Annotated in this window: 10 protein-coding genes; 2 read left to right on the top strand and 8 right to left on the bottom strand. The window is 69.9% G+C overall.

What is annotated here, in order from left to right; translation table 11 throughout:
• Window positions 1–20: 20 nt before the first annotated feature.
• Complete coding sequence (locus tag ACZ54P_RS12530) at window positions 21–1,076, bottom strand: FUSC family protein (RefSeq protein ID WP_465461625.1); 1,056 nt, start codon at window positions 1,074–1,076, stop codon at window positions 21–23.
• Window positions 1,076–2,440 (bottom strand): aldehyde dehydrogenase family protein, encoded by a 1,365-nt coding sequence (locus tag ACZ54P_RS12525; protein ID WP_465461624.1) that lies wholly within the window; start codon window positions 2,438–2,440, stop codon window positions 1,076–1,078. Before ACZ54P_RS12525 ends, ACZ54P_RS12530 begins: the two co-directional genes overlap by 1 nt.
• Before the next feature lie 62 nt (window positions 2,441–2,502).
• Between ACZ54P_RS12525 and ACZ54P_RS12520 the strand changes: the two genes are divergently transcribed.
• Both ACZ54P_RS12520 and ACZ54P_RS12515 read left to right on the top strand, forming a co-directional pair.
• On the top strand, window positions 2,503–4,032 hold the full coding sequence (locus tag ACZ54P_RS12520) for an HAD-IIIA family hydrolase (protein WP_465461623.1): 1,530 nt from the start codon (window positions 2,503–2,505) through the stop codon (window positions 4,030–4,032).
• Window positions 4,029–5,072, top strand: coding sequence for a glycosyltransferase family 9 protein (locus ACZ54P_RS12515; protein WP_465461622.1), 1,044 nt, complete (start codon window positions 4,029–4,031; stop codon window positions 5,070–5,072). Before ACZ54P_RS12520 ends, ACZ54P_RS12515 begins: the two co-directional genes overlap by 4 nt.
• Here ACZ54P_RS12515 and ACZ54P_RS12510 read toward each other — a convergent pair.
• The 6 genes from ACZ54P_RS12510 to ACZ54P_RS12485 form a co-directional block, all read right to left on the bottom strand.
• Window positions 5,035–5,889: an SDR family oxidoreductase gene (locus ACZ54P_RS12510; protein ID WP_465461621.1), complete on the bottom strand. Its 855-nt coding sequence runs from the start codon at window positions 5,887–5,889 to the stop codon at window positions 5,035–5,037. The two genes, ACZ54P_RS12515 and ACZ54P_RS12510, sit on opposite strands and share 38 nt — an antisense overlap.
• Before the next feature lie 562 nt (window positions 5,890–6,451).
• Window positions 6,452–7,465, bottom strand: a complete 1,014-nt coding sequence (locus ACZ54P_RS12505; protein ID WP_465461620.1) for a TauD/TfdA family dioxygenase — start codon at window positions 7,463–7,465, stop codon at window positions 6,452–6,454.
• Window positions 7,466–7,471: 6 nt separating this feature from the next.
• Window positions 7,472–8,893 carry a cation:proton antiporter domain-containing protein gene (locus ACZ54P_RS12500; RefSeq protein ID WP_465461619.1) on the bottom strand — a complete coding sequence of 474 codons (1,422 nt, stop codon included), beginning with the start codon at window positions 8,891–8,893 and terminating at the stop codon, window positions 7,472–7,474.
• A gap of 9 nt (window positions 8,894–8,902) precedes the next feature.
• Complete coding sequence (gene ddaH, locus ACZ54P_RS12495) at window positions 8,903–9,715, bottom strand: dimethylargininase (protein WP_465461618.1); 813 nt, start codon at window positions 9,713–9,715, stop codon at window positions 8,903–8,905.
• A 26-nt stretch (window positions 9,716–9,741) separates the two neighbouring features.
• Entirely contained in the window at window positions 9,742–10,995 is a 1,254-nt protein-coding gene (locus tag ACZ54P_RS12490) for an ATP-grasp domain-containing protein (RefSeq protein WP_465461617.1), read from the bottom strand.
• Window positions 10,992–12,149 (bottom strand): NAD(P)/FAD-dependent oxidoreductase, encoded by a 1,158-nt coding sequence (locus ACZ54P_RS12485; RefSeq protein ID WP_465461616.1) that lies wholly within the window; start codon window positions 12,147–12,149, stop codon window positions 10,992–10,994. The genes ACZ54P_RS12490 and ACZ54P_RS12485 overlap by 4 nt, the downstream gene beginning before the upstream one ends.
• Window positions 12,150–12,227 lie beyond the last annotated feature (78 nt).

Raw genomic sequence — 12,227 nt, 5'->3', positions numbered from 1 at the left:
TTACCCATCGTGGACGCGCCCTAATCCGCCTCCAGCCGCTGGACCAGGCGGCGCGCGGGTAGTGCCATCGCGCCGAGCCCGACCGACGTCGTGACCTCGTCCGTGGGCATGACGAGCAGGCGGTCGAGCTCCTCGACCAGGACGCGGCATCGGCCCAGCTTGTCCAAGTCTCTCGAACGGGCCACCTCCGCGAGCGTTTCGAGCAGCTCGCCGATCACGCCACGCGCGTACTCCCCGGGAGGCTGGAACGGTTGCTCGCTCTGGGTGGCTTCGCTCACCGCGTCGATCAGCTGGGCGAGCGGTGGCCACAGCGAGACGAGATTCGCCAGCGGCTCTTCCCGCGCCTCACGCCGTCGCCGGAGGTTCAGGTACCGGCTCTCCTGGGTCCAGTCGATCGCCTCATCCGCCTCCGCGACCAGACTGCGGACGTCACGCATGCGTTCCTGCAGGCGGTCGGCCGCTTCGGGATCCTCTCCGCCGCGGACGAGTTCCGCGGTCTCCTCGAGGACGTCCCCGATCGCCGAAGCGAGCCGGGACGTCGCCGCCCGGAGCCGTTCCCCGTGCAGTGGTGGCAGGATGACCGCGTTCAGCACCGCGCCGATCGCCGCGCCCAGCGCGGTTTCCAGCAGCCGGTCGGCGAGCAGGACGGGCTGGGTGGCGCTGCCGTAGGAGACCAGCAGCATGCCGGTGACCCCGACCCAGACCCCCGAGTCGCCGAACGCCCGCCACGAGCCGATCAGCAGCCCCGCGAAGACGACCAGGCCGAGCGCCACCGTCATCGAGGGGATCAACTGGCCCGCGGCGGCCGCCAGCAGCACTCCGACACTGACCGCGCCCACCTGCTGCGCCCAGCCGCGGATGGACCGGTAGACGGTGGCCTGCACCATGAACACGGCCGCGTACGGCGCCAGAAACGGTTGCGGCAGCTTGAGAACCGCCGTCGCGAGGAGCCACGCGATCACGGCCGCCGCCGTGGCCTTCGTGATCTGGACGAGGCTGCGCCGTTCCTCCCCCGGTACGCGAATCACCCGGCCGAGCCAGGTGAACGGTGCCGTCCACCGGTTTCCGACGGCCATCACACGCCAGGGGGCCCGAGGTGGACCACCTTCGTCTGCGTCATCTCGTCGAGCAGTTCGGGTCCGTAGCCGTACCCGCTCCCGCTGGCCCGCCGCGGATGCGCGGCCCCGCCGGGTGCGCCGCCGAAGACGTTGTTGATCTTCACCGTGCCGACCGGGAGTTCACGCCAGGCCCGCTGCGCGTGCGTCATCGACGAGGTGAGCACCGTGGCGGCGAGACCGTACTCGTCGCTCGCCGCCTGGCTGAGCGCCTGGTCGAAGTCGGCCATCACGCGGACGGGCGCGACCGGGCCGAAGGTCTCTTCGGTGAAGACCCGCATCCCCGGCGTGCAGCCGGTGAGCACGGTCGCCGGGTAGAAGGCGCCGGGACCGTTCGGCAGGTTGCCGCCGATCAGCGGCTCGGCGCCCTGCGCGAGCGCCTCCGACACCTGGCCGTGTACGCGATCGCGGTGCCGCCGGTCGACGAGCGGGGCCAGCTCGCGCGTGCCGGCCTCGGCCACCAGTGCGCTGAGGAAGGCGTCGGCGATGTCTTGATGGACATAGATCCGTTCGACGGAAACGCAGATCTGTCCGGAGTTGGCGAAGGCCCCTGTCGCGGCTTGTCCGGCCGCCCAGCGCGGGTCCACGTCGGCGTCGACGATGAGGGGGTCGTTGCCGCCGTTCTCCAGTAGCGCCTTGGCCCCGGTCCTCGCCGTGCTTTCGGCGATCGAACGGCCCGCCGCCGTGCTTCCGACGTGCGCGACGACGTCCACGTCCGGGTGGGCGGCTAGATCGGCGCCGACGCTCCCGTCGCCCTGCAGCGTCTGGAGTACTCCTTGCGGCAGAGCCTGGGACAGCAGGCCACCGAGCCAGGCACCGGTGTACGGGCAGCGCTCGCTCGGCTTGTGCACCACCGTGTTCCCGGTGACCAGCGCGGCGCCGAGCAGGCCGCAGGCCACCGCGACGGGATCGTTCCACGGGGTCAGCGCCGCCACCACGCCCCGCGGTTCCGGCACCATCAGGTCGGTCGCCCGCGGGTCACCGAGCAGGGATTTGCCCCGGTGCACCGGGCCCAGTTCGGCGTACTGCTCCAGCGTCCCGGCTCCGGCGAGTACGCCTTCCTCGGCCTCGGTCCGGGGTTTTCCGGTCTCACTCTCGATGAGGACGGCGAGTTCGCCCGCCCGGTCACGCAGCATGCGGGCCGCGTCCTTCACCGCGGCCCCGCGTTCCGCGGCGGGGGTCGCCGCCCACGCGGGCGCCTCGCGCCGAGCCGTGGTGAGCACGGTCTGAACAGCGTCGGGGGTCGCACACTGGACGCTCCCGACGAGGCTGTCGTCGGCCGGGTTGCGGATTTCGAGCACGGCCGTCCGGTCCGTTGCCGGCATTCGCACCTCCTTCGAAGGCTTTGCGACCGGTTACCCCGGACGAGCGTTCCGACACCTCGTCCATGGCGGCGTTTGCGTTCGGTGTTCCCGGGTATCGGAAGAGAGTGACCCACCTGGATTACACGATCGTCATCCCGACCACCGGCCGGGAGAATCTCCATACGCTTCTGACCGGCATCGAAGCCGCCGGGGAACCGCGACCCGCGCGGATCATCGTGGCCGACGACCGGCCCGGTGGTGCCGAGCTGAAGCTGCCGCCATGCACGCCGGAGGTCGAAGTGATCCGCACCGGCGGCCGCGGTCCCGCCGCCGCTCGCAACGCCGGGTGGCGGCGGGCGGCGACGGAGTGGATCGCCTTCCTCGACGACGACGTGCTGGTCGGCTCGGACTGGCCGCGGAAACTCGCCGAAGACCTTCTTCCGCTCGGACCGGACACCGCGGCGTCCCAAGCCCGGCTCGTCGTGCCGCTGCCCCCGGACCGCCGTCCGACCGACGACGAACGCGGGACGGCCGGTCTGGAGACGGCCAGGTGGATCACCGCAGACATGGCCTACCGCCGGTCGGTGCTGACCGAGGTCGGCGGCTTCGACGAACGCTTTCCCCGTGCCTACCGCGAAGATTCGGACCTGGGGTTGAACGTCGCCAAGGCGGGCTATCTCATCGCGAAGGGCGAACGGGTCACCACCCATCCGCCCAAGCATTCGGGCCCGCTGGCCAGTCTCCGTGCCCAGCGCGGCAACGCCGACGACGCGCTCATGCGCCACAAACACGGCGTCCTCTGGCGTCAGCAGACCGCGGCGGGCCGCGGCCGGCTCGAGCGGCACGCGCTGGCCACGGCGAGCGCGGTGAGCGCCGCCGCGCTGTTCGCGATGGGGCGCCGTAAGGCCGCTGCCGCTGCCGCCGGGGTGTGGGCGGGGCTGACCGCCGAGTTCGCCGCCCGCCGGATCACACCGGGGCCGCTCACGCCCGGCGAGGTCTCGCGCATGCTCGTGACCAGCGTGCTCATCCCGCCCGCGGCCTGCTATCACCGGCTTCGCGGCGAACTGCGCCATCGGCTGGCCCGGCGGCCGCAAGCGGTGCTGTTCGACCGGGACGACACCCTGATCTTCGACGTGCCCTACCTCGACGATCCCGACGGCGTCCGCCCCGTGCCCGGTGCCAAGGAGCTCGTGCGCAGCGTGCGGAGCGCGGGTATCCGCGTCGGCGTGGTCAGCAACCAGTCCGGCGTGGCGAAAGGCCTGATCACGCCGGAACGGCTGGCTGCGGTGAACGCGCGCGTCGAGGAGGCTCTCGGGCCGTTCGACACCTGGCAGGTCTGCGTGCACGACGACGGCGACGGCTGTCCCTGCCGGAAACCCGCGCCCGGCATGGTGCGCCAGGCCGCCGAAGCGCTCGGTGTGGACGTCCGCCGGTGTGTGGTCATCGGCGACACCGGCGCCGACGTCGACGCGGCGCTCGCCGCCGGAGCCCGCGGGATCCTGATCCCGACCGCGCGTACCCGGCCCGAGGAGGTCGTCCGGGCCCGCCGCCGCGCGACCGTCGCCCGTGATCTCGCCGAAGCCGTCCATCTGGCCGTCGCGGGTGGCCGATGAGGGGAACGGTGCTGGTCGCGAGGATGGACAACCTCGGCGACGTCCTGCTCGCCGGTCCTTGCGTCCGCGCGGTGGCGGCCGGGGCCGAGCGCGTCGTGCTGCTGACCGGGCCCCGGGGGCGTGCGGCGGGTGACCTGCTGCCCGGTGTCGACGAGGTCCTCACCTGGTGCGCGCCCTGGATCGACCCCGAACCCCCACCGGTGACCAGCGAAGACATCGACGGACTCGTCCAGCGGCTACGAGGGCTGTCCCTCGACGCGGCACTGGTACTCACGTCGTTCCACCAGTCCCCGCTGCCGCTGGCGCTGGTGCTGCGCATGGCGGGTGTGCCCTGGATCGGCGCGATCAGCGAGGACTATCCGGGTTCGCTGCTGGACCTGCGGCATCGCGTGTCCGGTGATCCACCGGAACCGGTCCGGATGCTTTCCCTCGCCCAGCAGGCGGGGTTTTCCCTGCCGTCAGGGGACGACGGCGGTCTCGCGATCCGTGAACCGTTGCCGCCGGTGGACCACTTGCTCGGAGCCGAATCGCTCCATGAGGGCTATGTCGTGGTGCATCCCGCCGCGTCGGTTCCGGCCCGCCAGCCCTCCGCCGCCCGTTCCGCCGCGATCGTCCGGGCACTCCAGGCCGCCGGGCGCCGCGTCGTCGTCACCGGTTCGCCGTCGGAACGCGGCCTGACCCGGGAAGTCGCCGGGGACGCCCTCGACCTCGGTGGGCGCACCTCGCTGCCCGAGCTGGGGGCCGTGCTCGCCGGCGCGGACGTGGTCGTCGCGCCCAACACCGGAACCGCCCACCTCGCGGCCGCCGTCGGGACGCCGGTGGTCTCACTGTTCGCCCCGGTCGTCCCCGCGGCGCGCTGGGCACCGTACGGCGTACCGACCGCGTTGCTGGGCGACCAGCACGCCGCGTGCCGGGACAGCCGGGCCCGGATCTGCCCGGTGCCCGGCCATCCCTGTCTGGACGGTGTCCCGGCCGAAGACGTCGTCGAGGCCGTGGCAGGGCTCAGCCGGGCGTCGTCTCGCCTCCGAGTGCCGCGATGACCTCACCGCTGTAGTACGACGAGAGCCGGTTGGACGCCAGGAAGACGTACGAGGGCGCGAGATCGTCGGGATGGGCCGCCCGCTCGAACGGAACCTGGAGGCCGAACTTCTCGACCTTCTCCGGCGGGAACGTCGACGGGATCAGCGGCGTCCACACCGGGCCCGGCGCGACACAGTTGATCCGGACGCCGCGGTCGGCCAAGGCCTGTGCCATCGCGTAGGTCCAGGCGTGCACGGCACCCTTGGTCGCGGAGTAGTCGATGAGGGATTTGTTGCCTCGCAAGCCGTTCACCGAACCGGTGTTGATGATCACCGAGCCCTTGGCCAGATGCGGCAGCGCGGCGTTCGTCACCCGGAAGTAGCTGTGGATGTTCACGTCGAACGTGTGGGTCCACTGTTCGTCGGTGAGTTCTTCCGGGGAGTCGACCGGCCACTGGGTGGCGATGTTGTTGACCAGGATGTCGAGTCCACCGAGTTCGTTCACGGTCCGGTCGACGATCTCGCGGCACTGCGCCGCCTCGGCCAGGTCACCCGGAAGAAGAAGGCATTCGCGGCCCTCGGCCCGCACCCGCTCCTCGGTGTACTTCGCGTCCTCGTGCTCGTTGAGGTAGGCGATCACGACGTCGGCGCCCTCCTTCGCGAAGGCGATCGCGACCGCCCGGCCGATTCCCGAGTCACCGCCGGTGATGAGCGCGCGCTTGCCGTTCAGCAGGCCACGGCCCTCGTAATCCTCCATCGAGTCACGGGGCCGCGGGTCCATCTTCGACGTCACGCCCGGTGGATCCTGCTGCTGCGGCGGTCGTAACTTGTCGGCCATCGGGGCTCCTCCGGTCGGTTGTGGATCTTCCCGGAGCGGTTACCCGTGTCGCTGTGGTTCTTAACATGGGCGCCTCTCGTGAGTGGTAATGACGGCTATCGAGGGGTAAGGCGAAGGCGCCGTGTTGCGAGCGGGCCTGTTCACGCCGCGGCCGGATGCCGCCAATGTGGCACTGGGGACGCTGACCGTCTCCACTGCCACATTGGGGACATGCCCGCCTCCCGATTGCCTGCTCACACCACCAGGGATGACCAGCCTCCCCAAGCCCTCAAGGAGGTGTCGGGAAAACCGCTTCCGCAACACCAAGCCTGATCCCAGGACATGCCACCTATGCGGTGCGCGTTCTCGCGAAGGCGGCGCCCGCTGCCCGTGTCGCGAAAGCCACTTTCAGGACATGTGATGTCCTGAAAGTGGCTTTCGCGACACCTTCGGGACACCACCGCCCAGTGCCGAAGCCTGACGTCCAACGTCTCACAGGCCCGCCTCCCGAACACGACACCTTTGCCTTACCCCTCAAGAGAACCGTCATCACCACTCACGAGGCGGGGCACTCGCCGGGCCGTCAGTGCACCCGCCGGTCCTCGGCCGTGCCCCGGTACCGGATCGTCCACAGGCTGCGCCGGAGGTAGGTGCGCTGCAGCCACCGGTCCCGCCCGTTGTGCCGCGCGAAGAACTGCGACCGCGCGTGCAGACCCTTCCGGTTGTTGATCAGCAGCGCCGTCCCGGGCTCCAGTTTGACCTGGTGCGCGACTTCGCGGCAGACCCGCTGCAGTTCCTCCAGCGCCTGCTCCGCCTCGACGGTCTCCCCCACCACGCCGTTGGCCGAGACCGACACCTCCGGCGAATCCGACGGCCCGGAGATGATCGGCACGAGGTCGGACAGCACGTCGAGACCCTTGGCCACATCGCGCACGTAACTGCCGGGAGCGTTGAGCCGGAACAGAGGGCGGCGCAGGACGTCGAGCACCTGGGGGTCGAGGGCGGCGGAGATGTCCCGGCCGTCGGCGTAGTAGGTGACGGCCTCCTTGTTCTCGTCCTGGCGCACGCAGTTCAGAACCAGGAAGTCCGGATTGGACACGTCATACCGGCCGAGGTCGTCGTGGACGATGTCGTTGTGGAAGTTCAGGAACACGTGCGAACTCTGATTGGTCTGGCTGCGCGCCCCCGCCGGGACCGGGACGACGTCGTGCACGAGCCGCCCGCTCTTCTCGGTGGTGAACCCGACGGGCTCGCCGAGCAGCTGACTCAGTCCCAAAAGGACGGTCTCGGCGACGAACGTCTTCTTGTCCTCGCTGGGTTCCCCGTCGACCGGCGTCTCCGGCAGTTCCGGATCCACCGGCAGGTTGCGCACGAGCGCGACGCCGGGGGTGTCGACGTGCCTGCCGAAGTCCAGAATCGTCTGCAGCTGGTCGATGGGCAGCCGCGAGAAGGCCACCCGCAGCATCGCCAGCGAACGGTCGATGTCGTCGACGGGATTCGGGAAGGCCCGCAGCTCGCTTCCGATGGTCTCGCGGACCTCGTCGGCGAGCACGATCTCCGCGAAGGTGCTGACTAGGGTTTCCTGCTTGCTGGTCATGGCGTCCTATCTACTTTCCGCCGCCGCTGGACCGGCGGACTTCTCTTCGTCCTTTTCGGACTTCTTCCCGAACCTGGCGATCAGGGCGAGCGCGGGAGCGGTCGCGACGGTCGAGACCAGCGTCATGATCACGAGCATCGCGAACACCGTCGGGCTGATCACCTTCAACTGGAGACCGACGTTGAGCACTACCAGCTCGGTCAGCCCCCGGCAGTTCATCAACGCCCCGAGCGACAGCGAATCGCGCCAGCCGACGCCGGTCAGCCGCGCGGCGGTGGTGCTGCCGACCCATTTGCCGAACACCGCCACCGCCGTGATCAGCGCGCACCACGCCCACAGGCTCGCCTCGCCGAGCAAGCCGAACTGCGTGCGCAAACCGGTGTAGGCGAAGAAGAGCGGTAACAACAGGGTCACCGTGACGCTGCCCAATTTGCCGGCCGCGCGGCTCACCACCGGATCCCGGCGAGGCGCGACCACGCCGAACAGGAACGCGCCGAAGATCGGGTGGATGCCGATCTCCTCGGTCGCCAGCGCCGACAGCATGATCCCCGCGAGCAGGATCGCCAGCACCACCGTTTCGGGGACTCGAGGCAGCCCTTTCGCGAGCACCGGGCGGACCACGTAGACCATCACCAGGACGAAGACCAGGGTCAGCGCGATGGTGAGGAAGACCTCGGTGCCCGATCCGCCCTGGCTGATCGCGATCACGACGGCCAGCAGGCACCAGGCCGCGACGTCGTCGACCGCCGCGCAGGTCAGCGCGAGCGCGCCCAGTGTGGTCTTCGCGATCCCGCGATCGGTCAGGATCCTCGCCAGCACGGGGAACGCGGTCACGCTCATCGACACCGCGATGAACAAGCCGAAGCTCAGGAAGCCGACGTCACCACCGAAGACCGGATACAGCCCCAGGGCCAGCACGATGCCCGACACCATCGGCAGCGCGATGCTCACCTGGCTCACCGTCACCGCGGTGAACCCCCGCCGCCGCACCGCGTCGAGGTCGATCTCCGAGCCGACCAGGTACATGAAGAAGATCAGCCCCAGCTGGGCGAGGATGTTGATGATCGCGACCACGTTGCCGGGGAACAGCCAGGCGAATCCGGCGGGCCAAAGCAACCCGAGCAGGGACGGCCCCAGCAGGACACCGGCGATGATCTCGCCGATGACGGCGGGCTGGCCGAGTCGTCGCGCGGCCAGCCCGGCCAGATGACACGCCGCCAGAATCACCGGAAGCGCGACGAGCAGGCGCGGATACGGATCCGTCCCGCCCGGTGCGGCCGTGGCCGCCGCGACATGACCCTGGTCGTAAGCCGAGCCGAGCCCGAGCACCACGAGCACGACCACGAGCGGGACCGCGACCAGCACAGCGCCTGTCAGTACTCTCCGGACGGTGACCCTCCGGCGGGCTTCCGGCTGCGCGGACTCCATCTGTTCTCCTTATCCCGCACGCAGTTCCAGCGTGCAGCATTTGACGCTGCCGCCCGCCTTGAGCAATTCGGACAGTTCCGCGCCGATCGGCTCGAAACCGTGTTCGCGCAGCTGCGCGGTGAGCCCGGTGGCCGCCTGCGGGAGCACGACGTGCTTGCCGTCGGACACGGCGTTGAGGCCGAACACGGCGGCGTCGCGTTCGGAGGCCAGGATCGCGTCGGGGTACAGCTCCTTCAGCACCATGAGGCTGTCCTCGGAGAACGCCTCCGGGTAGTACATGACCGTCTCGTCGTCGAGGACGGCGAGCGCGGTGTCGAGGTGGTAATACCGCGGGTCGATCAACGTCAGCCCGATCACCGGGCGGCCGAAGAACTCTCGGGATTCGTTGTGCGCCTCCGGATTCGTGCGGAACCCGGTCCCGGCGAGGATCTTCTGCCCGGTGACGAGGTAGTCGCCCTCCCCCTCGTTGACCCACTGTGCTTGCCGCACGTAGCGGTATCCGTTGGCACGGAACCAGTCCAGGTACGCCGCGGACTCGCCACAGCGCTGTGTGTGCTGGAATCGCGCGACGAGCACCTGCCCGTCGACCACGGTCGCCCCGTTGGCCGCGAACACCATGTCGGGCAGCCCCGGCAGCGGGTCGAGCAGGTCGACGCGGTGTCCCAGATCGACGTACAGATCGTGCAGCCACTCCCATTGAGCGATGGCCAGTTCGGTGTACGTGGGCTTCTTCGGGTCCATCCACGGATTGATCGAGTACTCGACGTCGAAGTACGTCGGTCTGACCATCAGGTAGTGCCTTGGGGTGGCTGTACGTGACACGCTTTCCTCCACGCGGAATTTCGGTGCTACTTCTGGGTTTCGCTCAGCTTGACCTCGATCTTCCCGGCCAGGTCGTTCGCGTTGCGCATGGCTTCGTCGAAGGAAGAGCCGAGCGCGCCGATACCGCCGAAGATGTTGTTGCCGAGCGGCGGTCGCTTGATCAGGTCACCCGGCTTCGCGAAAATCTTGAGGTAGTAAAGGGCTTCCGACTCGCTCACCGCCGGCGGGACCTCGATCGAGGAGATCACGCCGCCAGGGCAGATCAGGCACATCGCGGCGGTGTGCACGCCGGTCGGGCGGTAGTGGCGGACGTCCGGCCGCACGCCTCTGGAGACGTCCATGAGTCCCTTGATGGGGTCATAGCCCGCCGAAAGCCGTGCCATGTGGTCGAGTCCCCCGCCGCCGGGACGGACGGCGATCTCCAGCAGGTACGGTTCACCCTGGTGGAACCGGACCTCGGCGTGCAACGCACCGCGCGTGAGCCCCTGCGCCCGCACCCCGGCGGTCACCACGGCCTGCACCTCCGCCACCTGTTCGGGGGTGAGCGACGTCGGAGCATGGTGCACGTCGTCGTCGAACGTCTCACCCTCCGACGTGACTCTGTCCACAATGGAGCCGAGGTAGACCTCGTCGTCCCACGCGAGGGCTTCGATGAGATGTTCGTGACCGTCCAAGAAGGACTCGACGAGCAGGCCGTGCGGGCCGAGGTCCAGCCCTGCGGCCTCCATGTTGTACCAGCTCATGTTGTCGATCCCGGCCCGCGCCTGTTCGTAGCGTTCCCGCATCTTCTCCTCGTCGTCGACGCGGAAGACGAAGTTGCTGGCCGCGCCGAGCGTCGGCTTGAGGATCACCGGGTAGCCGAAGTCCTCGGCCGCCCGCAGGGCCGCGTCGACGTCCTCGACGAACCGGAAGTCCGGATGCGCGGCGCCACCCTTCTCGTGTGCCTGCCGCATGATCAGCTTGTTCCGGCTCGTCCGCGCCGCGTCGACGCCGATCCCGGGCAGCCCGAGCGCTTCGGCGACGGCGGCGACCAGAACCACGCCGGACTCGGAGAAGGTGAGCACACCGTCGAAGGATTCCTCGGCGTGCCATGCCTTCGCGTGCCGGATCAGGTCGTCGATGTGGTTGCTGCCTGCGATCCGGTAGCGCTCCCCCGGCCAGAGGTCTTCCGTGCCGATCCCGTTGAGCACGTACAGCACCCCGCCGAAGTCCTCGATCTGCTGGTACCGGGGCAGGTAGTAGTAGGAGTTCTGGCTGGCTTCCAGCGCGAGCAGTTTCACGACACACCTCGGAGGGCAGGGCGGGTTGGGTGGACGCCGGACGCACGTACGAGCGGCCGGTCGAGCGGTTCGAGTCCGGTCGGAGCCGGATTCGCGCCGGTCAGGCGCGCGGCGAGGGACCGGGCGATCAGCGGGGCGAACTTGAAGGACGAGCCGCCGCACGCCGCGTAGGACAGGACCCGGTCGCCGAGGACGGCGAGCATCGGGCCGAGGGTGGAACGCCGGGCAAGGTAGTGGCAGTCCCGGGTGTCGATCAGCCAGTTCCGGCGAAAACCCGGGATCAGCGCGGCGAACGTGTCGATCAGGTGCTCTCGCCACCACGACGGCGCGGCACCGCCGCCGACCTCGTCGACGATCCGGCAGGCACTGGCGGCGCTGAGCTTCAACGGTGTCCCGGCGACCGGCGGAACCAGCCACGCGCCGTCGGGGGTGCCGAGCGAGGTGATCGCCGGGGTCGCCGCCCACGCGGCGGCGTCGGCGGGCGGCACATCGCAGTAGAGCATCGTCTGCCGGTGCAGCACGAGTTCCCGGGACAGCTCGGGGGCCAGCAGGTCACGCGACCACGGGCCCGCCGCGAGCAGGACCGCGTCACCGCGGAGGATCTCGCCGTCGGCCAGCCGTACCTCGGCCCGGTCGGCGTCGACACCGACGACCTTGCGGTGCGGATGGAGTTCCGCGTGCGCGTGCCAGCGCAGCCAGCCGGCGCAGGCCGCCAGTACCCGGTCGGCGAGCAGGACCCCGGCGTGGGCTTCGAAGACCGCGCCGGTTCCGGGGACGAACCCCGCATGCGGGAACCGGGCGGCGAGCTCGTCCGCGCCGAACACCTCAGCCCGGGAGCCCGCCGCGGTCAGCACGTTCCGCGCGGCCGTCGCCTGGTCCGCCGGGAGTGCGGTGAGCGCGCCGACCTGTTCGTAGAACGCCGTGGTCAGCAGGCGTTCGAGTTCGATCCACGCGTGATGTGCGCTGACCGCGGCCGCCGTGGTGACCGGGTCGCCGGGATGCAGCGCGCGCAGCACGCGGTGGCGATCGAACGAAGTGGCGCCGGAGAACGGGATGTCGGCCTGATCGGCGACGATCACCTCGTGCCCGGCCGACACGCACTCGACGGCGGTCAGCAGCGCGATGACGCCACCACCCGCGAGCACGACTCGCATGGCCTTCCCCTCCAGGCATGAGTGCGAATGGAGACGACGGGGTACCCGGACGCCACCACTGGGAGGGCGGCATCCGGG

It is taken from the genome of Amycolatopsis sp. NPDC034160 (assembly GCF_055575355.1).
The sequence above is the reverse complement of the archived record's forward strand: the minus strand, read 5'-3'. Positions and strand labels throughout refer to the sequence as shown.